The sequence below is a fragment of the Mesoaciditoga sp. genome (genome assembly GCF_054006115.1).
In genome coordinates this window covers 37,945-62,407 of sequence record NZ_JBPNHS010000007.1, presented here as the reverse complement: position 1 = coordinate 62,407, position 24,463 = coordinate 37,945, and the positions used below count along the sequence as shown (strand labels likewise).

22 protein-coding genes, 1 tRNA gene and 1 pseudogene are annotated in these 24,463 nt (G+C 38.3%); 7 read left to right on the top strand and 17 right to left on the bottom strand.

Features of this window, described 5'->3' with window-relative positions:
• Positions 1-6: 6 nt before the first annotated feature.
• Entirely contained in the window at positions 7-2,202 is a 2,196-nt protein-coding gene (locus tag ACXJIN_RS01175) for a DUF2194 domain-containing protein (protein ID WP_456398816.1), read from the bottom strand.
• An 8-nt stretch (positions 2,203-2,210) separates the two neighbouring features.
• Positions 2,211-3,110 carry an MJ1477/TM1410 family putative glycoside hydrolase gene (locus ACXJIN_RS01170; RefSeq protein WP_456398814.1) on the bottom strand — a complete coding sequence of 300 codons (900 nt, stop codon included), beginning with the start codon at positions 3,108-3,110 and terminating at the stop codon, positions 2,211-2,213.
• A gap of 76 nt (positions 3,111-3,186) precedes the next feature.
• Between ACXJIN_RS01170 and ACXJIN_RS01165 the strand changes: the two genes are divergently transcribed.
• The gene (locus ACXJIN_RS01165) at positions 3,187-3,564 is read left to right on the top strand and encodes a hypothetical protein (RefSeq protein WP_456398813.1); all 378 of its coding nucleotides are present in this window, start codon (positions 3,187-3,189) and stop codon (positions 3,562-3,564) included.
• The gene (pelF, locus tag ACXJIN_RS01160; RefSeq protein WP_456398812.1) at positions 3,561-4,961 is read left to right on the top strand and encodes a GT4 family glycosyltransferase PelF; all 1,401 of its coding nucleotides are present in this window, start codon (positions 3,561-3,563) and stop codon (positions 4,959-4,961) included. Before ACXJIN_RS01165 ends, pelF begins: the two co-directional genes overlap by 4 nt.
• Positions 4,962-4,967: 6 nt before the next feature.
• Here pelF and ACXJIN_RS01155 read toward each other — a convergent pair whose 3' ends face one another.
• The 15 genes and pseudogenes from ACXJIN_RS01155 to ACXJIN_RS01085 form a co-directional block, all read right to left on the bottom strand.
• Complete coding sequence (locus tag ACXJIN_RS01155; RefSeq protein ID WP_456398810.1) at positions 4,968-5,855, bottom strand: hypothetical protein; 888 nt, start codon at positions 5,853-5,855, stop codon at positions 4,968-4,970.
• Positions 5,852-6,172, bottom strand: a complete 321-nt coding sequence (locus ACXJIN_RS01150) for a hypothetical protein (protein ID WP_456398834.1) — start codon at positions 6,170-6,172, stop codon at positions 5,852-5,854. The genes ACXJIN_RS01155 and ACXJIN_RS01150 overlap by 4 nt, the downstream gene beginning before the upstream one ends.
• 33 nt (positions 6,173-6,205) lie before the next feature.
• Positions 6,206-6,298 (bottom strand): annotated as a pseudogene (locus ACXJIN_RS01145) (anti-sigma factor family protein); the annotation flags it as partial.
• On the bottom strand, positions 6,295-6,927 hold the full coding sequence (locus ACXJIN_RS01140) for an RNA polymerase sigma factor (RefSeq protein ID WP_456398809.1): 633 nt from the start codon (positions 6,925-6,927) through the stop codon (positions 6,295-6,297). The gene ACXJIN_RS01140 and the pseudogene ACXJIN_RS01145, both read right to left, overlap by 4 nt.
• A 54-nt stretch (positions 6,928-6,981) precedes the next feature.
• Positions 6,982-7,251 carry a 30S ribosomal protein S20 gene (rpsT, locus tag ACXJIN_RS01135; RefSeq protein ID WP_456398808.1) on the bottom strand — a complete coding sequence of 90 codons (270 nt, stop codon included), beginning with the start codon at positions 7,249-7,251 and terminating at the stop codon, positions 6,982-6,984.
• A 47-nt stretch (positions 7,252-7,298) separates the two neighbouring features.
• Positions 7,299-9,941 (bottom strand): TolB-like translocation protein, encoded by a 2,643-nt coding sequence (locus ACXJIN_RS01130; protein WP_456398806.1) that lies wholly within the window; start codon positions 9,939-9,941, stop codon positions 7,299-7,301.
• 6 nt (positions 9,942-9,947) lie between these two features.
• A complete protein-coding gene (locus ACXJIN_RS01125) occupies positions 9,948-12,032 on the bottom strand; it encodes an alpha-amylase/4-alpha-glucanotransferase domain-containing protein (RefSeq protein ID WP_456398804.1) in 2,085 nt (694 codons plus the stop codon).
• A 19-nt stretch (positions 12,033-12,051) separates the two neighbouring features.
• Positions 12,052-13,464 (bottom strand): Rne/Rng family ribonuclease, encoded by a 1,413-nt coding sequence (locus ACXJIN_RS01120; RefSeq protein ID WP_456398832.1) that lies wholly within the window; start codon positions 13,462-13,464, stop codon positions 12,052-12,054.
• Positions 13,465-13,606: 142 nt separating this feature from the next.
• A complete protein-coding gene (gene fliP, locus ACXJIN_RS01115; protein ID WP_456398802.1) occupies positions 13,607-14,368 on the bottom strand; it encodes a flagellar type III secretion system pore protein FliP in 762 nt (253 codons plus the stop codon).
• Positions 14,365-14,754 carry a FliO/MopB family protein gene (locus ACXJIN_RS01110; RefSeq protein ID WP_456398801.1) on the bottom strand — a complete coding sequence of 130 codons (390 nt, stop codon included), beginning with the start codon at positions 14,752-14,754 and terminating at the stop codon, positions 14,365-14,367. The genes fliP and ACXJIN_RS01110 overlap by 4 nt, the downstream gene beginning before the upstream one ends.
• 10 nt (positions 14,755-14,764) lie before the next feature.
• Positions 14,765-15,127 carry a chemotaxis protein CheY gene (cheY, locus tag ACXJIN_RS01105; protein WP_456398799.1) on the bottom strand — a complete coding sequence of 121 codons (363 nt, stop codon included), beginning with the start codon at positions 15,125-15,127 and terminating at the stop codon, positions 14,765-14,767.
• Between the two features lie 12 nt (positions 15,128-15,139).
• Entirely contained in the window at positions 15,140-15,586 is a 447-nt protein-coding gene (locus tag ACXJIN_RS01100; RefSeq protein ID WP_456398797.1) for a chemotaxis protein CheW, read from the bottom strand.
• A gap of 5 nt (positions 15,587-15,591) precedes the next feature.
• Positions 15,592-17,697: a chemotaxis protein CheW gene (locus tag ACXJIN_RS01095; protein ID WP_456398795.1), complete on the bottom strand. Its 2,106-nt coding sequence runs from the start codon at positions 17,695-17,697 to the stop codon at positions 15,592-15,594.
• Positions 17,698-17,828: 131 nt separating this feature from the next.
• Positions 17,829-18,596, bottom strand: a complete 768-nt coding sequence (gene rsmA, locus ACXJIN_RS01090) for a 16S rRNA (adenine(1518)-N(6)/adenine(1519)-N(6))-dimethyltransferase RsmA (protein WP_456398793.1) — start codon at positions 18,594-18,596, stop codon at positions 17,829-17,831.
• Positions 18,597-18,643: 47 nt separating this feature from the next.
• A tRNA-Ser gene (locus ACXJIN_RS01085) sits at positions 18,644-18,733 on the bottom strand.
• Positions 18,734-18,992: 259 nt separating this feature from the next.
• Between ACXJIN_RS01085 and ACXJIN_RS01080 the strand changes: the two genes are divergently transcribed.
• The 5 genes from ACXJIN_RS01080 to ACXJIN_RS01060 all read left to right on the top strand — a co-directional run bounded on the left by ACXJIN_RS01080 (position 18,993) and on the right by ACXJIN_RS01060 (position 24,323).
• Positions 18,993-19,514 (top strand): TIGR00725 family protein, encoded by a 522-nt coding sequence (locus ACXJIN_RS01080; protein WP_456398791.1) that lies wholly within the window; start codon positions 18,993-18,995, stop codon positions 19,512-19,514.
• A complete protein-coding gene (gltX, locus tag ACXJIN_RS01075) occupies positions 19,511-20,908 on the top strand; it encodes a glutamate--tRNA ligase (protein ID WP_456398790.1) in 1,398 nt (465 codons plus the stop codon). Before ACXJIN_RS01080 ends, gltX begins: the two co-directional genes overlap by 4 nt.
• Before the next feature lie 15 nt (positions 20,909-20,923).
• Entirely contained in the window at positions 20,924-22,270 is a 1,347-nt protein-coding gene (locus ACXJIN_RS01070) for an 8-oxoguanine deaminase (RefSeq protein ID WP_456398788.1), read from the top strand.
• Positions 22,271-22,274: 4 nt separating this feature from the next.
• Positions 22,275-23,768: a carboxypeptidase M32 gene (locus ACXJIN_RS01065; protein ID WP_456398786.1), complete on the top strand. Its 1,494-nt coding sequence runs from the start codon at positions 22,275-22,277 to the stop codon at positions 23,766-23,768.
• Between the two features lie 231 nt (positions 23,769-23,999).
• Positions 24,000-24,323, top strand: coding sequence for an SPW repeat domain-containing protein (locus tag ACXJIN_RS01060; protein ID WP_456398784.1), 324 nt, complete (start codon positions 24,000-24,002; stop codon positions 24,321-24,323).
• Positions 24,324-24,463 lie beyond the last annotated feature (140 nt).

The window sequence follows — 24,463 nt, the reverse complement described above, 5'->3', positions numbered from 1 at the left end:
CCTTTCTTAAAATACTTTTATCTTCATAACGCGAGAAAACATTTCTATGACGTACAAATTCGAATATTGGTACTTATACAGTATCTTTCCTCCTTCCAAATTCACGTTTTCGCGCGTCCTGAAGAAAAAATAACGCGGAAGTTCACAACCGTAAGGCAATAAAACGTCCACTTCATCTTTCTTTCTCTTGTAAATTGGCAGCTGGGTAAAATAACTTTTAAATATTTCGGCAGCCTCGTAAGCGTAATGATTTTCAAGCCATGGGTAATAATTTTTCATCGTAGAAAGAAATTCTTCCATGCTTGTCTTCATCTCTTGCCAACTTTTATGAAGAGGATTTCTATCTGAGGAAAAGAGATCATCTGGATGGAAGAAGTACTGATAAGTTCCAAAGTTCATAACGGCAGAGATGGAATCTTTTAAGAGACGAGACACAGGATAGTATCCAGCCGTGGTTCTTGGCAGTACAACCGTACCGTCGATCACTCCGTATTCGCCAAATGTTCCCGTACTACTATATGAAGTTCCAACTAACTTCAAAGAGGGAAAAACACTTTTAAGCGCCTTCAATCCTTCTTCGTCTATCATGTTGTTTGGAGCTACGAAACTTACCGGTCTGTAATCGTTACCAGACACCACTTTCATGAAAGTGGCCAGAGCTTTGTACGCATTTTTCAAATTCGAAAAAGTCCAATTTCTGGAAATCGGAGATTGGTGGTTGTAACCATGAAGCCCCAGCTCATATCCATCTTTTTGAATGCTTCTCATCTCAAGCAATGGATACGGTGTAAGAAGAAAAGAAGAAAAATCATAAGGCCATGTCTTTTTTCCATTGTAACTGGTAACAATGGCGGTGGTGTACTTCAAATTCATTTCTCTTCCTATCTTTTCTATATCTTTCCACCAGATATTGTAATAAAAATTCCCATCCGTTACATCTCCAAATTCCTTTGTTATCATCTCTCTTTTTATTCCATAAGAGGGAAGCGGAAAATCGTCTATGAAAACAGTATAGGAATTTACCACAGACTGAATTGAATTCCTTACGCTTGACATGAGAACCTGAAGAAAAAGTCCCCTTAAGGATTTATCCTTACTCATTTTTACAGGGTAAAAAATGAGTTTTCCTTTTCCAATATTCAAGGACCAAACTAAGGGTATTTTCTTCTCTGAAGACCAAACCAACACCTGGGAGTTCTTATAAGGCTTAACAACACTTAAAGTTGTTGAAATTGGCATGTGAAAATCCGGTGGCAAAGGAAAAACGTCCTGACTCACATTGGCGGATTTAACATAAATTTCTTCGTTACCACTCCCCAAAACCATCACCACTCCACCGGAAGAAATGTAATTCATCAACAATGAGCTTTCAATCGGCAATTTGCCATTCACTTCTACAATCGCCATGTAGCGATCAACGTAATCAACTGGAACGCTGGAAATATCGTAAGGAAGCAAAGCGTAATCCAAAGATCTTTCAACATTTTCGCTTTTTCCTATTAACAAAATTCTATTTTGCATCTTTAAGCTTCCAATTATAAAAGTGGAGATGAGTTTTGAAAAGTCCAAAATGGCATTTCCTTTTGAATCGAAGAGAAAATTGAAGAGAGCAATGCCGCCATTTGGCCCAAGAGTGATAAGAGGATAAGTTTTTCCATTAACCTGTACGCTTTCTATAACATCGACGTTCTTTGAAAAAACGGTGTAGAATTCTAAACCTCGTTTTCCGTAATCTGGTGTGTGATGAATGTATTCTCGATCAAATTTCAAGTTCTCAATTTTTGCTTCTTTCCAACCACCCCTGAAAGAAATTCCCAAGAAGTTGTAAACGGCGTTTAGCTTTGATAGGGAAACGAACTTTCCACTTTCGTCTACCGAAGCTCCTATGTTGTTTATAATGAAAAGCTTTCCACCCTTCATCAGGAAGAATGACAATTTCTTAAGGTACTCTTCTGGATTTTTCATCTTTGAAGAATAGTAACAACTTACAACGAAATTGTACCCTTTCAAAGACAAGTTGGTAGCTTCCACATCGACGAGTTTGTAATTTTCGTGGTCTTCTTCAAGCACTGGCACAACGTAATTTTTCAAAATCGAAAGGCCATAACCGTTCTCAGAACCTTTGTACAACAAAAGTGTGTTAGAAAAAGCACTGATGATAAAAGATGCCAACAGAACAAGAAAAAGAATTTTCATCTTCATAACATAGTTCACTCCCCTTGAACGCCGGGAATGACATTCAAATTGTTCAATTTCATATTGCTCCTGGCAGCGTAAGGAATAAGATTACTTTTTCTTGCAAGATTCACGTAATCTTCAATTCTTTCCATATTTTCACCGCTGTAGCCACTCCCATCGTCAACGTAATCTACTGAAAGCACCTCTACACCATTTTCAACAAATGGTTTTATCTCGTTCAAAACTGAAGAATAATACGATGTTCTTCTTTTACGAGTTTTTAAATAAAATAAGCTCTCTACGCTTATATAATTCACCAAATTCACGATTGAGGGGTCAAAATCGTAAAGGCCGTAAGCATTTAGTATGGATATCTTTTCTTCACTTCCCAACCATTTTCTTACATCTTTTAAAAGTGTCATCATCTCATTTGCATGCTTCTTTTCATCCTGAAATGATTCGTAAGCGTCCACACCATCCAGATAAACACCATCAAAACCTGCATTTTTTATCTTATTCACGTATTGATGCACCACATTTTCCCACGTCGGGTTGTCAAAATCCAAAATCAAGTGTTCGCCCGGCCACCTTATGTCATTATTTCCAACAAAAGTGGCATTTTTTATTTTGTTCCAGTAAAATCTCCATTCCTCAGCGTACCCAACGTTCATATAAGCCAGTACGATCTTTCCTCCGTTCTTCATCTCTTCAACTTCAGTTGCATTCAAGGCTTTAGAGTCGCTTCCATCGTAGGAATAGTCCACCACAACGATGTTGAAATTCGTTTTGGATATAGAAGAAGGTGAAAAATTTTGAAATTGGCACAACCATGTTTTCGTATTTTCGGCCTTATTGGCCTTTGCACACCCACTTAAAATCAATATCGCAACGGCAAAAAAGACCATCAAAATGTATTTGTAATATCTCATCATTCTTATTTTATCACGTTAACAGATAACACGGAACGTAGTAAAAAGATGGTAAAATATCAGTTAAGAGGTGAAAAGTGTGAGCAGGCGTCAAATTATTCTCTTTGTCGTATTTTCATCGTTGGCCATAGTTTTTGTTCTTTTAATCAACGGAAAGAGAAGCGTGGAATTGAAAGGTGATAAGCCTATCGATTTTGTTTACGCGATGGAAGATTTAGACGCTGCAATGAATTTTGGAAATGAAAGCGAATCTTTGAAATATTTCAACGTGCTTCTGAACACACAAAAAATGATAACTCAAAGGGCAGAAGAGCTTTACAGGGCAGGCGTTCACAATGAAAAAATAGTTGAGTACCTCATGGCAAACGATCCGAAATTCATACTTAACAACGCTTCTTTAGAGGAAAAAGTAAAAGCTGAAAAGATCATAGAATTGGTGTACGGTGACAAGAAATGAAAGTTGGAATTGTAGTTGAAGGAACTTATCCGTACATAACTGGTGGAGTCTCTTCATGGTTACAAACTTTAATAGAAAACCTTCCTAACATCGATTTTAAGATAATCTACCTTGGGCCGAAGGAAGAAGAAAAAGCGTTTGCCTACAAAATTCCTTCTAACGTTTCGGAAATATGGTCTCAATCTCTCTTTTCTCAGTTTCAGACCAAAAATAAGAAGTTGAAAAATGCTTCGCTTCTTTCAATGAAGATAAGGCGCCTAATAGATATAAACTGGTCAAAAAGGATTGAAGAAACGCGAGAAATACTTCGTTTAATCCTTGAAAACGATTTTTCAGAATTTCTAAAAAGCGGGGAATTTTGGGATGCAATGGTTGACGTCTATGAGCGCTATTTCTCAGATGAAGGCTTCACTAGATATTTTTGGACCATCAAAGGATTCTTTTTACCTATAGTGAACTCATTTTCCATAGCTCCGCCACCAAAATGCGACATTTACCACGCAATCACGACAGGTTACGCTTCACTAAAAGCCATCAGGGGAAAGTACGAGTACAATTCAAAGATGATCGTGACGGAACACGGTATTTACCATCGTGAAAGAGAAAGAGAGATCATAACTTCAAGACTAATTCCAGAGATTTACAAAATCCCATGGATAGAACTTTTCAAACTTATAAGTGCTGTTTCCTACAGGGAAACTGATCTGTTGACAACGCTTTTTAAAAAAAATCAGCAATTTCAACTCGAATTAGGAGCCAGCAAAGAAAAGATGCGAATCATTCCAAATGGCATAAACGTTGAGAAATTTGATGTGAAAAAGGTTTCCCACTCCACTTTCATAATAGGATTTGTTGGACGTGTAACGGAGATAAAAGATTTAAAAACGGCTTTTAAAGCGGTAAAACTGGTATCGGCTGAGGTAAAAGATCTCAAATTCCTTCTAATAGGTCCAACAGACGAAGAACCGGAATATTACGAATTTTGTTTGGAATTAGTTGAAAGTTTAAGGCTTCAAAGTGTGGTTGAATTCGTTGGAAAGGCAAATGTTTTGGATTATTATCCTCTCATCGACGTTTTAATCTTGAGTAGCATTTCGGAAGGTCAGCCCTTGGTAATTCTCGAAGCCATGGCAGCTGGCATCCCCGTTGTTGCCACAGATGTCGGAGCGTGTAGGGAGCTTCTCGAAGATGAAAATGGTCAAAGCGGATTTGTGGTATCGCCTAAAGATTACGTTAATCTTGCCAAAGCCATTTTAAAGCTTCACAATGATAGGGAACTTTCCCTTGTATTTTCTAAAAATGGCAAAGAAGTGGTAAGGAAGAAATACACTTTGGAAAAGATGATAAATTCGTATGAAAAACTTTACGAAGATGCCATAAACGGTTCTTCAAACTAACTCAAACTAAAATGATGATCCCTTTAAAATGGATTTCACCCACTCCTTAAGCTTTTGAACATCCTTTATTTTAGAAACAAAAACCATGTTTATTCCTTTTTCTTCCGCGCTTAAGGAAGAAAAGCCTTTCGATTTAAATTGAGAAACCAAATTTCCCATTGAAATTCTCTTTCCTTCAAACAAATACACAACAACCTCTCCCACGCTTTTGGCCACTCCTTTTACCAAAACAATAGAGATATCATTTACCCTTATTGAAGTGATACTCACGTTGTTAAGATGGTAAATCATCTTCCACACTTCTATTTCCATCGCACTTGGCGGAGTATCTATAACTTTAAATTTGTCTATAACTTTTTCAAAATAAAAAGTGGGAACTTTCTTTATCGAATTGTACGTTATCGTTAATTGACCATTTGCACGTTGAACGCTGAGTTTTACGAGTAAAAAAGATGACTTCAAAAAAATGCCAACATACGTGGCACTCTTGTTTTTTACCTCTACTTTGTAAGCTTTATTTCCGTTGTAATCAACAACCGCAGTAGACAATTCAGTTGGTGTTGAAGAGAGACATTTCATGAACTTTCTTTCCATATCAACTATCATAGCCGGAGATCTTTTCATTTCATTTTCAAAAACCACGTACGTTTTTCCGTTTAGATAAGCCCATTCAAAAAAATCAGGAGCCACAACTTTTATTATTTCGTTGTATCCTTTTCTCAAAATTTTTTCGTAACGCACTTTCGTGCCCTTTTCAGATTGCTCTACAACTATTCTCTGTCCTTCTACAACTTGAGAAGCGTAAGACGAAATTATATTTTCTCTTAAATCTCCAAACACGCTTACGCTCAAAGCAAAAAAGATCGCAACTAAAAACCACACGCTTTTACTCAAAATTGATCACTCACATCTTTTATGTGAATCATGTAAGTGAAATCGTTACTTCTATCACTTCTTTCAACACTCGAAGAGGCTGCCGAAGTGCTTTTTAACATTTCAATGCCGGTGGAAGCCACGCGCTGGTACACTCTTTGACTACTTGTAAAGGGTTTCCAAACAAAAAAAGCACCTATCACTATTACAGCTGCGGTTGAAACGCTCGCCATGTACAATTTTTTAAGTTTTTGACGCTTTTTTACTTTTGAAAGCACCTTTTCTTTTAATTCACTTGAAGGGACGTAATCAATCCTCGCCTTCATGAAGCTTTTCACATTTTCGTACCTCTCAACAAAAATGCGACATTCATTACACTGTTTTAAATGCTCTTCAAAGGCTTTTTTTTCTGCGGGGGTCATTTCGCCATGTATGAATTTTTCTCTATATTCATTACAATTCATCTCTCACTCTCCCCACTTTCGTTTCTTCTTTCCAATATAGCTCTCAATTTCTCTCTCGCGTAGTGTAATCTACTTTTCACCGTGCCTACAGGCTTTTCAACCACCTCTGCGATTTCAGCGTAACTCATATCTTCTATTTCCCTTAGCGTTATGAGAAGTCTATCCTCTTGTGATAGAGCCTCAATTGCCCTTCGTATCTCTTCCGCAGAGATTTCCTTCAAAAGCTCATCGGATGGTTTATTTTCTTCCACCGGTTCTAGAAAGCTTTTTTCGTCATCTTCTTCGAGTCCAAAACTCGTCAAAATCTCCTTTTTTCTGTGCTTCTTTGCACGCATATCTTTGCACACGTTAACAGTTATACGATATATCCACGTCGACAAAGAAGAATCTCCTCTGAACTTTTTAATGTTCTTGTAAACCCTTATGAAAACTTCTTGAACAACGTCTTCAACGTCATCAACGCCAAGATAAGATTTCGCTATTCTTCCTATCCTGTTTACGTGTTGAGCGTACAGTTTTTCGTAAGCTTCTGCCTTTCCTTTTTTTAGATCTCTTATAAGTTTTAACTCATCCAAGTGATTACCACCTATCACCACATATTGGACTAAAAGCACTTCAAATAAGTTCAAAAAATAAAAATCCCCGTCATAATTAACGGAGATCTTTAAATCAAATAGAAATTCTCACTTTGCTTTTTGAAGGGATCTTATCTTTTTTATCAATCTTGCCTTTCTTCGTGCCGCTTGATTTTTATGAATGGCTCCACTCTTAGCGGCTTTATCTATCTTGGAAAAAGCCTCACTTATCTTGTCTTGAAGATCTTCATCACCATTTTCAGCAGCACTCAAGGCCTTTTTCACTGCGGTTTTGAATTTGCTTTTTGCAATTTGATTCATAAGTCTTTTTCTCTCCGAAGCCCTCGCACGTTTCTTGGCGGATCTCGAATTTGCCATCTGCCATCCTCCTTTCATTTCACGCGTGATATTTTACCATATAGCCACTAAAAATTCAAGCCGATCTTGTAAACAAGACCATTTTTCAAGCGATCATAAGCGATCCTTACCTTAAACTTAAACTCGCTGTAAAAAAGGGAGTCAAAATTAAAATCACTTTGAAGCCCAATTTGAAAGTCGTGGTTTGTTAAGTTGAAACTCGAAAACTGCAGAAGATCTACACTTTTGAATCCAAGCGTGCCAGTTAAATTGTACCATCCAACTTCCATTCTTGGAAAGGAGATGGCTTGCATAAGATCCACACTGGAATTTTTATTTCTCATTCCGAGGCTTGAAACCATTCCAAATAATGGAAAAGAAGTGCTAATGGACACATTATAAGTTGGCGTTGACGATCTTAAAGGCGAAAAATTCATATTCCATGTGCAGGAAAGAGAATTCAATCTCACCGAATTATTTGGCACAAAAGATGGATTAAAGATGTATTCGCCGTTGAAGTTAAAGTCATCTGTGATTTTCTCTCTTTCTTTTTTTACGGTGTATTCTATTTCAGGGTAAAGAAGAGCATCTCTTCCCCACATAACAAAAGATATGGGTATGGATAAAGTCGCATCTACTCTCTGTTCGCGCAAACTCATTAAGCCTTCCAAACTTAAATTGTACTTCCCGTAATTCGCCATTCCCACTGCAAGGCTATCCTCCGTACTATCGGTTGAAAGCAATGCCAGCGCGTAAAAGTTGTTCCATCCCAGCTTATCCCTTAAAATATCAAAACCCACAACGCTGTACTTCGCTTTAAGAGTTGTGGAAGAAGCGGTCGAAAAAGAAATACCCGGTATCAATCCCTCCGCTATAGTTTCAAAAGGGGAATGATAAGCTTTCGATCTTTCTTCAACGCTCAGGTATATCTCGGTTAAATTCAAACTATTTTTATACTCTTTTCCACTCCAATCAAAATAGTCTACCTTCTTTAAAGTGGAAGTCCATCTGTCCAGAACAAAAAGATTGTATCCATTCTTCGTGTAAGATGTGTAAAAAAGTTTATTCTCGCTCAAAAGCGGTGAAAAAGCTCCGAGCTCAACATTGGTAACCTGATAAAATTCTTTTTCAACGGTATCAAAGACGTAAACGTTGAAGACACCATTTTTATTGGCGGGAGAAGCGGAAAAGAACACGTATCTTCCATCTTTGCTGACAAACGGATCCATTTTCAAATAAGGACCACTTATTATCTTTTTTACTTTTCCATCTTGGAAAAGCTCGTATATATCTTCAGAAGCTCCATCGTAAGCTGAAAAGTAAATATCGCCTTCATGAGCTGTCATAGAAGTTAACACCAGCGGCGAAAGGTGCATTAGAGTTCTAAACGTTCCATCTTTTAAGTTATACTCTCTTACTGTGTAAAGTCCCCCATCTTCTTTCGAGTAGGCCAACATATCATTCGTTACCCACACCACATCAAGTGGAGATCTTAGGGGAAGTTGAAAAACGGAATGTTTCTTCAAATTAAGCACGAAGCATACACTCTGATTGACAAATCCTTCGTCTTTTGGTACAAATCTAACGAATGCGAGCTTTTGCCCATCTGGAGATATTGCCATAGATCTTACGTATCCTCCTTCGTACAAAAAACCACCTAGAGAATAAACATTTCGTTCAGTTGAATTTGAAATATCATACTCTTTTATTCTCGGAACGTCGCTGGAAGACTCAGAGTAAAAAAAGACACTCTTACCTGAGGGCACGCTAACAAACGCGGTCCATCTACCACTGTGAGTCAATTGAGTTCCAACTATCTTTTCGCCTACTCTTGAAAGCTGTGAAGTTACTTCCTTTTTCACATCGCTTATCCAACTGTTAACCAATTTTGAAAAAGGAAGTTTCGTGGCCTTTGAAAAAGCGTTCGCCACTCCGAGAATATGATGAGATGAAAGAATATCTATTGCTCTTTTTAAAGTGGTGCTTCCAAAGGTGGAGGAGATGTACCTGATAAAACTCCCCCCAATTATGTAGGGAGCGCCCATCGGGTACCAACCATCCGCATTGTAAGTGGCGGCGCCTCCAAAACCGTTAAACCTTTTGGAAAGCACTAAACCTTTGAGATACATTTCAAACATAGGATCGTTAAGACGTCCCTTTTCTTTGTTGAAATGCGTCTCTGAATATTCTGCCAATCCCTCCTGAAGGTAAGCCGGTATAAATGCCGAATTGTAGATGGTCGAAAGCGGATTTCCATAGACTCTGACTTGAGGAAGGCCTCCCATTTGAGTGAGCAAGATGTGGGTAAGTTCATGTGTGAAAACAAAATCAACCCAATTTCCAACGCTTTGCGTGAAAAAGGCCCTTTGGGAAGAGTTGAGAAATATGTATATAACGTTGTCCACCGGATCGGCAACTGAATTCACCAAACTGGTGTCATTTTCAAAGACAACGGTTAATTTGGAAAAAGGTTGAACGTTGTAAAAATCGGTGATTTTTTCATATATGTTGTCACAATTCTTCAAAAATTGGTAAACAGCCCACTCGCTGGATGGTTCGTACACAACGTTAAGGTATTTCGTTGAAACGACCTTGTATGATACATTTGGATTGGAAACAAGAGGAACAAAAGGGTTCATCGCTCCATAAGAAATCACCATACTTCCAATCAAAAACGCCGCCAGCGTTAACGATCGTCTCAACATTTTCATTCTTCTTCACTTCCTCACTTTTAGAGAAATTTTAAAGGTCTTACTTTGATGAGGACCAACGTTGAACTTCCAAGCAGGTGTTAACGATGTTCCCTGATAGACTTTTTCAAATCCTCCTTCTGAATATGAAATGGTGTACACCGGATAAACGAAAAATTCGGCTTTTTCACTTACCTCTAAATTAACGTGAACGCCTTCATATTCCGCGTTAATTCGAACCTTGTTTGCACTGAACGTGCCTGTGTAAGAAGCGTGATGTTTTTCTCCACTCCACTCTAAATACCTATCATCCGCAGATGGAGCCATCAAATTGCACATCATTTCGCTTCCAAAATGAAGATCCACAGTTTTTGAAGAGTCATTCGTTATTTCGTAAGAAACTTCGAGGGAGTTCCATTTTAATTCAAATTCCTTTTTCACGCTTATTGGTACCCAATCTGTTCCTATCCAAACGTGTCCATGCCTTAAAAAGACGTTGTTTTTTACCAATTCGTATGGTTGGTTAACGAAATCACCCTGTTCAGGATATCTTGAATTCGAATAACCATCTAGGGTGAAATTCTTCCCAAAAAAATGATCAATATAGGAGAATCTCTCGTACCAATCCGTGCTCAAAAACTCTTCCAACCCCTTTTCTTTTGTTAGAATCACATCGTGAATCGTCTTAGATTTTCCCTCTTTTTCCATTTCTTCATGTGTTATCGCTTTGGAAATCCATTCGTGGTAAACTTCGTATCTTCTGGTCAAAGAGTTTATCAAATTAAACTCAGCCTTTCTGAGGTCTATTTCCAAAACTCGTGCGCCGTAATCCGCATCCACTACCACGCTTATATCTTCATTTTTAAGCAAAACCTCATCAAAGCCATCTTTGTCATAATCAAGCACTTCTATTCTTTCGCCGCTTTCACTGCTCGATTTTTCCAATTCTTTTTCAGCTTTTATAAGATGTTTGTAAACGGCTGCTCTAAGATGGGGAAGATAAAGACCTCCAAAGACACCGTGCCAATAAACGTCATTGCATTGCCCTTTCCAGTATTCGTCTAACACTTTGGGAGGCACACTTTGAACTTCTTTCATCTTTTCATGAATGTGAAGAAACTTCTTGTGCATTAAATTAGATTCGGTGTACTTTGCTAAGAACGTTCTCCATATTCCACCCTTTAAAAACATTTCCATCTTTTCGTACTTCTTTTCTTCTTTGAGTGATGAAACAAGCGATTCAAACTCAGCTTTTGCCCTAGTTGGAAGGGCCCATTCCATCATTTCACTGTAGGAAGAAATCGGAAGGTAAACTCTTCCTTTAGAAGGAAATTTATCAACGTATTCAGAAAATGTAATTGTTTTAAGCCATTCTTCATTTTCCTCCAAGGCTGAAAAGAATTCATCTAACCAGCCTTCGTTGTAAACCCGTTCGTAAGTTCCAGGCCAAACTCCAAATTTTTCTCCATCGTCAAACATGACCATAGCATTGCTTCCATCTTCTGTTGAAGAGCTTTTAAGCAGTTGCAAACTATCTTGTATTCCCTCAAATGGAATTAGGTAACGCATTTTTTGGGAAATGGGAAAGATCTTCAAAGTGTATCCTTCTTCCTCAGTTACGAAATAACCCGTAAGCTCGTCTTCGTAGTACCCGGCATTTTTGAAATGATTGTCATCTACCACGATGTATTCCACACCAGCTAATGCCAAAGATTTTGCGATTTGCGGTTCCCAAACACGCTCTGCCAACCACATGCCACGTGGCCTTTTACCAAAAAGCCCTTCAACGTAATCGGAGAGTTTATTTATCTGCCCTATTCTGTCTTCTTCAGGAATAACCGGTACTATTGGTTCGTAGAATCCTCCGGTAAACACTTCAATTTGACCTTTTTGAACAAGATCGCGTATTTTGTAAATGTAATCGGAATGACTTTGAACTATTCTTTCAAGCAACCATCCCGTGAAATGTACTGCCATTTTCACTTTAGGATGTTTTTCAAGCACATCTATAAAAGGTTTGTAAGATCTTTCAAAGGCATCCTCAACCACAAAATCAAAGTTTCCAATCGGCTGATGATTGTGAATTCCAAAAAGAAAATTTATCTTTTCCATACTAGCCTCCAATAACACCCTATTTTTTCGCTCTTTTGTTCTTATTTCTTTTCTTTACATGTTTGTAAGCGATCGTATAAGTGAAAGGAACGGGATTATCGTACGAAATATTTATGCTTATCTTCAAATCTTTGGAGAGCTCTTGCATTCTTTTATCATCTATGAACGCCTTTAACGCTTCGTGTGCGCTGATATTAACGGCATTTATGGAGTTTTCTTTTTCCAATTCTTCCAATTCATGGATCAAATTTCTAGCCTGATGTATTGGGGAAAGCACGCTTCCCAGACCATTACATGAAGGACATTTCATCTCGTAAAATTCTCTCAATGGCGGAGAGGTCCTTTTTCTCGTCATCTCAAGAAGACCCAATTTTGAAAATTCAACTATTGACGTTTTAACTTTGTCTTTTTTCAATTCTTCTTCTAAAACGTGCATAACCAATTGCCTTTCCGATTCTTGAGCCATATCGATAAAATCAACTATTATGATTCCACTTTCATTTCTAAGCCTTAACTGTCTCGGAATTTCCCTGGCGCTTTCTATGTTCGTTTTCAATATCAAATCTTCAGAATCCGCTCCAGAAATGTTGGAACCACTGTTAACATCTATGACCAACAGCGCTTCTGTTGCATCAAAATAAAGCACTCCTCCACTTGGAAGCCTTACAACTCTTGAAAGAGCGCTCATTATTTGCTTTTCTACACCCATCTTTCTAAATGCGTCTCCAGCTATGAGACGAATTATGGGTTTGTGCTTTGGCTTGTAAGATTCGACAACTTTTTTTATCATCTCATACGTTCTTTCGTCATCCGTTATTATCTCATCAACGGTATCATCAAGTCGTTCTCTTAATATGTACTCTATCATTCCAGGATCTTCATACAAAACCTGTGGTTTTCTTGCGTACTTAAAGCGCCTTTGAATATGTTCCCACTTTTTTCTTAAATTTTCTATCTCTTCTTCCAATTTTTCTTTTTCAACACCTTCGGCCACAGTTCTAACGATAACGCCCTGTCCTTTTGAAATTTCTCTGGCAATGTTGTGAAGTCTCTTCCTTTCATTTGCATCCTCTATCTTCTTTGAAACTCCTATGTTGGATATCTGAGGCATCAAAACCACATATCTTCCAGCTAGACTTATATAAGAAGTAACTTGAGGTCCCTTTAATCCCATAGCGTCCTTTTTGACTTGAACCATTATCTTCTGCTTTGGCTTTAACATTTCAACTTTTAAAAAACCACCATTTCTTGGTTTAGGCGCATAAAGATCTTTTTCCCTCAAAAAAGCGTTTCTTCCTTCTCCAATATTAACAAAAGCCGCCTGGAGATTAGGCACGACGTTTTCAACCCTTCCAAGATAAATGCTCCCAGTTAAAGATTCTTCGTCGGCCTCCTCAAGATAAACTTCAAACAATTGATCATCTTCCAGCATTGCCAATCTCAAGCCCTCAAATTCTGAATTGCTTACAACGATCCTTTTTAAAGATGTCCTACTCGTTACGATGGTTACCACCTCTTGTTTATATACTTGAGTTCATTTACTTCATCACATCACTGTGCACAGAATTATAACATTAAAAACTGTTTAAAAGGCCCGAAATTACAAGATCCCATCCATTTACCAAAACAAACAAAAGCAATTTAAAAGGAAGAGATACCATTACAGGAGGTATCATTATCATTCCCATGGCAAGCAATATGGATGCCGTGACCATATCGATCAATATAAATGGAATGTAAAGCAACACGCCAATTTTGAACGCGATCTTCAACTCACTTATCACGAAAGCGGGAATCAAAATAGAAGTCGGTATGTCTGAAAGTTTCTTCGGATACTTCATCTTTCGGTACCGAGTGAATATCATTATGGCATCACCATTTTTATGTCTCACTATTTCCTTGTACATGAACTCTCTAAAGGGTTGTATGCCATCTTTTATCGCCTGTTGATAGCTTATTTTTCCATTCATGTACGGTTTAACAGCATTGTTGTAAGCGGCCGTAAAAGTTGGCTGCATTATAAAAAAAGTCATAAACAACGCTAGTCCTATGAGAATTTGATTTGGCGGAGATTGTTGAGTACCCATTGCGTTTCTCAGCAAGGCAAAGACAACGACGATTCTCGTAAAAGAAGTCATTAGCACCAAAATCGCCGGTGCTAACGATAATACCGCTATTACAAATAGAATGGTAAGCGTGGTTGTAAGCTGACCGTTTGTCGGCGTTCCGCCGACGGTAATGTTCAAACTTGGAAGGGGAGAGGTTCCAGCCGCATTGCCCAAAGTGGCCAGCGTTCCCACAATAAGAAGGGATAAAATCGCTTTTTTCCCTTTCACTTCAATTCATCTATCCTATCTATTTGATCTTTTAAGAATCTCTTTCCCAGCTTTGAAAAAAGAATCTTCGAAAATCCTTCTTCATTTTCTCCGATCTCAATGTCCTTTATATCATCTTCATTCTCTAATTCCATCAACACTTGCGTGTTTGATGGAGTGCATGCCATAAAAAAATATCTGTTTTTTAATCTAACCAGATATATGACGGTGCCCTTTCCCACAGGCAACGCATCCAGTATCTTCATGTACTTAGATTTTACATGCTTTACACCAATTCTTTTAACAAAGTAAAGAACAAACAACAAAGCCGCTATTATTATTACAGTTGAAAAAAAGAAGATCAAACTTGGGCCTACCAAGGTGGAGGTTGGCGTGGCAGAAGCCACATCTAACACCTCACTTACTTATCTTAGAGAGCGCTTCTACCACTCTTCCTTGTTGGAAGGGCTTTACTATAAAATCTTTTGCCCCTGCTTGAATCGCTTCAACAACCATCATCTGCTGTCCCATAGCGCTGCACATTATGATGTTGGCATTTGGATCTATCTTCATAATCTCTTTGGTAGCCTCTATTCCATTCATTTCTGGCATCGTTATATCCATCGTAACTATATCGGGTTTTAACTCCTTGTATTTTTCAACGGCTTCTGCCCCATTTGACGCTTCTCCAACCACTTCATACCCTGCTTTTGTTACGATGTCTTTGAGTAACATTCTCATGAATGCCGCGTCATCCACTATAAGTACTTTCTTAGCCATTTCCATTCCTCCTTAAATTTCGTTTACTTCGTCGTTTATGAACGCAGAGACGTCTATAAGAATAAGAAGCCTTTCTCCCTTTTTTACAACACCCTTGAAGTACTTGGATTCCTCAACTTTTATTCCGGAATCAATTTCATTTGGATTTACCCACATAACCTCGGTAACCCCATCAACCAGAAAACCTATCTCGGTTCCATCTATTTTGGTAACGATAACGTTCGCATCTTTTTTGTCTTCGTAATACTCTAAATTTAAAATGTTTCTGAGATCCACGACTGGCACTATTCTACCACGTAAATTCATCACACCTTTTATGAAAGACTTAGAATTCGGTACAGGTGTAATTTGATTCTCTTCAACTATCATTTCCACGATGCTTATTTCTATCGCATATTCATGTTCGCCAAATTTGAAACCCAAAATTTCAAATGGAGCCGTCATGTCTTTTACATTCACCTTCATCACCTCGAAAGTGCTTTCTGGATTAAAGAAGGAACGTCAATAATGAGTGCTATAGACCCATTACCGAGTATTGCCCCCCCACTGAATTCTTTAACATCTTTGAACAGTTTTCCCAGTGCTTTTATGACTATATCCTGTTGGCCAAGCAATCGATCCACGATGAAACCGTATTTCTTTTCTTTGTATTTGGTAACGACCAGATCGGCTTTTTCGTTTTTAACTTCTGAATTGAATATTTCTCTCAAGTCGATAACCGGTACTATTTCACCTCTGATAAGGACGGTTTTTCTCCCTTCAACGTCTCTTATATCCTTTTGTTCAATGGCAAGTGTGCTATCAATGGCAGAAATTGGAATGGCATAAACGTTTTTTTCAACTTCAATGAGGAGCGCCTGAATTATCGAAAGCGTCAACGGTAACTTTATGATAACCTTTGTTCCTTTCCCTTCCACACTTTCAAGGTAAACATTTCCGTTTAACGATTCTATAGTCTTTTTAACAACGTCCATTCCCACTCCTCTACCGGAAACTTCCGTGGGATTATCGTTCGTTGAAAAGCCCGGTTCAAATGTCAAATTGAAGATCTCTTCTGGAGTTAAACTCGCAACTTCGTACTCTTGAATTATCCCCTTTTCCAACGCTTTTTTTATTATTTTTTCCTTGTTAAATCCCCTGCCATCGTCATCGACTTCTATTATAACGCTATCACCTTCCTGCCTGGCAGAGAGGGTAACCGTTCCCGTCGGTGGCTTGCCGGCCCCTATTCTTTCCTTTTCAGACTCAATACCGTGATCTATGGCGTTTCTTATCATGTGAACAAGCGGCTCACCTATCTCATCGGCAACAGTTCTATCGAGTTCTGTGTCTTCACCTCGAATCACAAAATTTATCTTCTTATTCAATTTCTTTGAGAGATCTCTAACCATTCTTGGAAATCTGTCAAACACAAAAGAAACAGGTATCATTCTTATCTTCATCACGATGCTTTGAAGGTCAAGCGTAATTCTTCCAAGCTGTGAAAGACTTTCATCTATTTCTTTGATCTTGTACTTCTTAAGAGTTTCTTCTATTCTGCTTCTGCTTATGACCAACTCGGCCATCAAGTTCATAAGCGTGTCCAATTTTTCAACATCAACTCTTACACTTTGAGTAAGTTTAGCCCTTCTTTTAGCGCTGTCCGTAACTTTTGGAGTCGCATTAGATTTAACTTGAGATGGATTCTTTTTTTCTTCAGCTTTCTTTGGTTCATTTTCCTTGGAAATGTTTTTGTTTTCATTTAAATCAAATGGCTTGATAATGACCTTTTCCACCTCTGAAACGTTAGAAATAAGATTTTGAAATTCTTCTATTTTCATAGAGGTTATAACCACAAGCTCCACAGTCGTGTCAAAATTCTCTTTTTCTATTTCTTCAGTTGAAGGAACGGAATGTATTATCTGGCCACCATTTTCTTCTATTCTATGAAAAATTATATACATCCTTGCCGATTTCATAACGGAATCCTTTACCAGATGAATGACCACCTTGTAAACATTTAATTTTTCATCCAATGCCTTTTGTGCGACGTCACGCACAGCTTCCAATTCGTCGTCAGCAAACTCCATTTCTTCGCTCTCGGTTTTTTCAACTTCATTTGAATTTTCTTTCACAGAGTTTTTGGCACTTTCCCCTTGTGGTTCTTCTTTAGCTCCTTCGGTTTTTTCAGGTTCAGACGAAGCAGACGCCGCTTTGCTGTTTTTGGAAATTTCTTCCATTATCTCATCAACGTCCAATTCAGAATCGTCCCCACCATTTTCTATGTTTTCTACCGTGTCGTTCAGCATATCAATTCCAGAAAAGAGCAAATCTATCAAATCTTCAGTTACCTTTTGTTTACCACTTCGCACCTTATCTAAGAGATTTTCCAAGGCATGGCACACCTTCGACATCTTTGAAAATCCCATCGTTGCCGAAGAACCTTTCAAAGTATGCATCAAACGAAATATCTCGTTTATGGCATCTTGCGAAGATGGATCTGATTCAAGTTTTAAAATCGCGTCATTTAGCCCCTGAAGATTTTCCTTTGCCTCATCTACGAAAACACTTAAGTACTGACTCATATCCATGGAGAATCGCACTCCTCCCTATTTACTTTTTTTAATATCTTCGTTGTAATTATCGGCACACGAGTCGTTGTAAAATAACTTTTAAATTTGTTTTATTATATCATTTTGACTTTTTTCGCAAAAACACAACTTTAGAATTCTTCACGTTCTTTCATACAGACAGCATTTGAAATGTGAATGAAATCTTCTAAATTTAACTCTTGAGCCCTCAAATTCGGTGAAATTCCAAGATCTGTTAAGAATGTTTTATCTATCCCAAGAGAAGAAAGATTGTTTTTCAACATTTTACGTTTATGAGAAAAGGCCATTTTTACTATCTCTTCGAATTTTTTTACATCCTTTATCATTGAAACCCATTTATTCGTCCTCTTTAATTTTATCACTGTTGAATCAACGGAAGGTGAAGGAAAAAATGATCCTTTCTCGACATCAAAAAGCTTCATCACCTCATATCTCGCTTTCACAAAAACAGTTAAAGAACCGTAATCTTTCGTTCGCGGAAGGGCTAAAATCCTATTTGCGTACTCTTTTTGAACCATTAAAGTGATATCGTTAGTTTTCCAGGAAAACAATTTCTTTATTATGGGAGTCGTTATGTTGTATGGGATATTCGAAACACATCTATCAAAAGAGAGGAATTCATCGTACTTCAAAAAATCTTGAAAGATGAATTTCACTTCTTTGCCTGTAAATTCCCTTCTTAATCTCTCAAAAAGATCCCTATCAATTTCAAAGGCGATCACTTTAGCACCAGCGTTTAAGAGTTCACGTGTTAAAATTCCCTTGCCGGCACCTATCTCTAAAATCGTTTCTCCTTTTTTAACACCAGCTTTTTCTACAATTTTTTTTGCTATTGAAGGATCGGTTAAAAAATTCTGTGAAAATCTCTTTTTTGGCACTTGGTTCCTCCCTGTAAACAAAAGATGAGGGCCTTGAGCCCTCACTCTGGCGGAGAGAGTGGGATTTGAACCCACGGAGCGGTTTCCCGCTCATACGCTCTCCAGGCGTACGCCTTCGACCCCTCGGCCATCTCTCCATAACTTGCACAAATTTGCGTTGTGATTATACCTGAAAACGCCCTTACGCGTCAAGTCTTTGCAGTGAAAATTATTACCCTTCCATGTCGTTTTTGAACATTATAGAGTTCATATTTTCTGACAAATACTTTAAGGGTGAGATTTAATCTCTTTTAAAACGATCTGTAGCATTGATACACATGTCAGGATATCCGCATTTAGTGGAACAGCCTTTGTCTCTATTGTGGTAAAATCTTAACGTAAATGGAGGTGTTACACGTGCGAGTTGGAGTTATAGGATATTCCGGAAATGTAAACGAAGAACCCGTGAAGTCTCTTGAAAACATCTGTGAAGAAGTTGGAAAGTCAATAGCAAAAAACGGTCATGTACTTGTAAGTGGAGGAAGAGATGGAATAATGGAATTAGTGTCGAAAGCGGCAAAACAAGAAGGAGGACGAGTTATAGGCATACTACCAGGGTTGGAAAGTGGGAATGATCATCTTACTTTTGCCTTGAGTACTGGTATGGATTTTTCAATGCGCTCAATACTCATGATGTACAACATCGACGTTGTGATAAGCATAGGCGGAAAATCCGGAACAGCCCTTGAACTTTTCGCTGCGTACAGTCGTTCTATTCCAATATTCCTGTTAAGAGGAAGCGGTGGATGGACCGATAGAATCACAAAAGTTCTATTAGAGGGAAAATATCTGGATGAAAGAAAAAGCGTTGAATTGAAAAGTGTATGGAGTGTTGAGGAAATAATGGAAGAAATCAGAAATCTGGAGGAGAATCCATGATCAGAGTGAGATTTGCTCCGAGCCCAACTGGATACCTTCATGTGGGAGGAGCAAGAACGGCCCTTTTTGATTGGCTATTTGCAAAGAAAAACGGCGGAAAATTCATACTTAGAATAGAAGACACCGATACTGAACGCTCCACAAAAGAATCCGAGGATTCCATTGTAAACGATCTAAAGTGGTGTGGGTTAACTTGGGATGAAGGACCAGATGTGGGAGGAGAATATGGTCCTTACAGGCAAAGCGAGAGAGTTAAAAAAGGAATTTATCAACCATACGTAGACAAACTGGTAAGTATACAAAGGGCTTATTACGCCATTTATGACAAAGAAGATACGAAAAAGATCGTAAAGAAAACTTTTTCTTTGCAAGAAGCCACTCTTTATAAAGAAAAAGGACACAGTGTAACTGTCAATTTCATCGTTGAAGAAGGCAAAACGCTTTTCCACGATCTGGCAAAAGGAAAGATGGAATTTGACAATTCTACCTTTGACGATATAGTTATAATCAAATCCAATGGTTATCCAACTTACAACTTTGCTGTGGTAGTTGATGACCATCTTATGAATATAACGCACGTTGTTAGAGGAGAAGATCATCTTACAAACACACCAAAACAGATAATGATATACAAAGCTTTAGGCTGGAAATTGCCTGTTTTTATGCATATTCCATTGATTCTCGGACCAGATAAATCGCCTTTAAGCAAAAGACATGGTGGCACATCTGTTGGTTATTTTAGAAATTACGGTATAACAAGCAAGGCATTTATAAACTATCTTGCATTGCTTGGCTGGGGAAGAAAAGAGGAAATCTTCGATCCTTTTGAAAAGATAAAAGAGTTCGAACTCGAAAAGATTTCCAAGAAGCCATCTATTTTCGATTACTCTAAATTAGAATGGATAAACGGTCAACATTTAAGAAAAATGCCTCTTGATGAAGTTGTAGAAGAGTTTAAAAAATGGGCGTTGATAAACGCAAAAGAAAGTCTTTCTTGGCTTGAAAATGAAGAGTACGCTCAAAAGGTTTTCGAAATATGCAGGCAAAAAGTGAACACATTGAAAGTACTCCACGAATTTTCATACCCATTTTTCTGTGAAGAACCTCCTTTTGAAGAAAAGGCAAGAGAAGTTTTGAAAAATGAGTGCGCTCCAAAATGTTTAGGAGTTGCCAAAGAAAACCTAGAGAAACTGGATGAGTGGAGTATTGAAAATATAGAAAATAAAATGCGAGAAGTTGCCGCAAGAGAAGATATCCCGAAAAAGAAATTCTTTCAAGTTTTGAGAGTTGCACTACTTGGAAAAACGGTCACTCCGGGTCTTTTTGAAAGCATCTACGTTCTTGGAAAAGCTCGAACCATTCAAAGGCTTTCTATTGTCATGAAAAGAATCTAAAAAGGAGATGGTAAGATGAAGTACCTTTTCAAAGATATCGCCCATTTAGAAACGTTTGGATCAATGGGAAGATTGGAAAACGCCTATGTAACAGTCGAAAAAAACGTCATAACTTACGTTGGAAAAGAAGAACCAAAGGGAGAATTCGACAGAGTTATAGACTGTTCAAATATGGTTATGCTTCCTGGATTCGTAAACACACATCATCATTTGTACCAATCTCTTACTCGAAACGTGAAAAAAGTTCAAAATTCGAAATTATTCGATTGGCTTGTAAACCTTTATGAAATATGGAAAAATTTAGACGAAGAAGCCTCTTACGTTAGCGCGGCAGTGGCAGCCGCTGAAATGGCCCTCAGTGGTGTAACGACGACAAGTGACATGCTTTATTTGTATCCAAAGGGAAGGAATGAGATCTTCGATGAAGAGATAAAAGGTGTTTCCCATATCGGTCTAAGATTTCATCCCACACGAGGATCTATGTCTATGTCTAAAAAAGATGGCGGCTTACCACCAGACTCTGTCGTTCAAAGTGAAGATGAAATTCTTTCCGAGTACGAACGGGTAATTTCGAAATATCATGATCCTTCCAAGTACTCCATGCTCCGCATAGCTTTGGCTCCATGTTCACCATTTTCCGTAACCGAAAAGCTCATGATCGAAACACTGGAAATGGCAGAAAAAAAGGATGTCCTTCTTCACACCCATCTCTCCGAAACAAAGGATGAAGACGAATTTTGCGTTGAAAAATTTGGTCTAAGACCTGTAGATTACATGGAAAAGCTTGGATGGCTGAATCCAAGGGTTTGGTTTGCACATCTTGTTCAATTAACGGATAAAGATATCGAAAAACTTAAATCTAATGACGTGGGAGTGGCTCACTGCCCATCTTCTAACATGCGTTTAGGTTCTGGAATCGCGCCCATTACGAAGATGAAAGGAATGAGAATATCGTTAGGCGTAGACGGAAGCGCTTCAAACGATACGGGAAACATGATATTGGAAGCCAGAAATGCCATGCTCCTTCAAAGGGTAAAATACGGCGCGGATGCCATAACTCCGGAAGAAGCACTGGAATTTGCAACTCTAGGAGGAGCCAAAGTACTCCGAATGGATGATTACATTGGAAGCATAGAAGTTGGAAAAGCGGCTGATATAATCGCGTTCGACATGAATAGACTTGAATTCGCCGGTGGTCTTGACGATCCGGTCGGGGCGATTTTAATGTGCGACGCGAAGAAAGTGGATTTCAACATGATTAACGGTAACGTGGTGGTGGAAAATGGTGATCTCGTTGTCAATGACATTCAAGAGCTTGTAAAACGTCACAACGAGATTTCTAAAAGATTGTTAGAGGGGTGAAAATATGGAAACGAAAGAAATGTACGACTACATGAAAGAAATCACCAAGCTTCACAACGCCGTTTCTTTGGTTGAATGGGATTTGAGAACGAAAATCCCTCCAAAAGGCGCTGCCGCAAGGGCGGATGTGGTTGGAAAACTCGCAAGAATGATATTTGAAATGTCAACAGCACCAAAAGTTGCAGAATTTGTAGAGTATTTCAATCGTCCAAGGGTATATGACAAACTTAACGAGTTTGATAGAAGAAACGTAGATCTCATGACGAAAGAATATAGGAGACAAAAAGCGATTCCTCCTGAAAAATTCGAGAAATTTTCCATAGCGTGCTCAAGAGGTGAAAGTATCTGGCAGGAGGCAAAGGCGGAAAAGAATTTTTCCAAATTCAAACCCGTTCTGAAAGAGATAGTGGATTATCTAATAGAATTCGCTGAAATGTATGGATATGAAGAAAATCGTTACGATGCTTTAATAGAAGGTTTTGAACCCTCCACCACTACAAAAGATCTCAAAAACGTTATAGAAGGCTTGAAAAAAGATCTGATTCCCTTTATAAGAAAAATTTCAGAGGCTAAGGCTCCAGACGAATCGATACTTACAGGAAATTTTGACAAATCCCTGCAGGAAAAGTTGTCAATAGAAGCTTTGAATGCCATGGGATACGATTTCGAAGGCGGGAGGTTAGATGAAACCGAACATCCTTTCACAATAGGAATAGGATTGGGAGACGTTCGAATCACCACGAAATACGATCAAAAAGATTTGCGTCCATCTCTCTTTGGTACTATGCATGAAGGTGGTCATGCCCTTTACGAACAAGGCATAAATGAAGAGTACTACGGAACCCCTGTTGGAACCGGTGCATCCATGGGCATTCACGAATCGCAATCGAGAACATGGGAAAATCTCATAGGAAGATCGAAAGAATTCTGGGAATTCTTCTATCCAAAATTCGTGAAAATATTTCCCAGATATTCTTCCATCCCAATGGAAGATTTCTACAAGGCAATAAACGTGGTCAAGCCTTCTCTCATAAGAATAGAGGCAGATGAGGTTACATACAATTTGCACATAATTCTGAGATTTGAAATAGAAGAAGCTCTCATAAACAAACGCGTCAAAGTAGATGATTTACCAGATGTATGGAATGAAAAGATGGAAGAGTATTTTGGAATAAAACCGTCTAACGATGCCGAAGGCGTCCTCCAAGACGTTCACTGGGCAGGAGGACAAATGGGGTACTTCCCCTCTTATATGCTTGGCAACCTTTACGCTGCCCAATTCTTTGCCACCGCGCAAAAGGAAATACCAGATCTTTCTAAACGTATAGAAAACGGAGATTTGAGAACTTTCAGAGAATGGCAAAGAGAAAAGATACACAAGTACGGGGCGCTTTACGATCCCAAAGATCTTATCGTTAAAGTTACAGGCGAACCTCTTAATCATAAATATTTCATGGATTACGTGACCAAAAAATTCTCCAAGATTTACGAACTTTAATTTAAAGAGCTTAAGTGCGAAAAAAAGCTACGCACCAAAAAAGCACAAATAAAAGTAAAAAGTCAACCAAGTGCGATGAATCTGTTCGCACTTGGTTTTTGTATATAGAAAATACTACGCTATAAATCCTTATTTTATAGGCATATTCATTTTTCTTAAGTTTTGGCACGCTTTTTGCTTAATCAAGATGGAAGGAAGTTCTTGAAAATAAAATTTGAGGAGGTGTTTCAAATGTCTTGGAAAGGTTGGGTTGCACTTATTCTGGGTATCTGGTTTGTGGTTGCGGCTTTCATTCCAGGAATGCTCGGAATTGGGAACCTCGTTAACGATTTGATCGTGGGTATCGTACTTGCAATCGTGGGATTCATGATGATACCATCTGGTTCCGCGTGGCAAGGTTGGATCATAGGTCTCATCGGTGGTGTGTGGATGATAATCGCGGCGTTTATACCGCAGATTACGCACAGCTACACCATCAATATGACCAACGATTTAGTCGTAGGTATATTGGTTCTCATAATTGCTCTTTTCGAAAGATCAAAGAAAAAAGCTTAACGTCAAAAATACTGATTTTTTTGAAAGGCTGGCGCATACCAGCCTTTTTGTTTACTTAATGTTTTTATGAAAACGTTTCCATAATCAACTCTAAAGATCATTTTTTTGAATTTTAAAATTAACTTTATCATCGCTCCTAA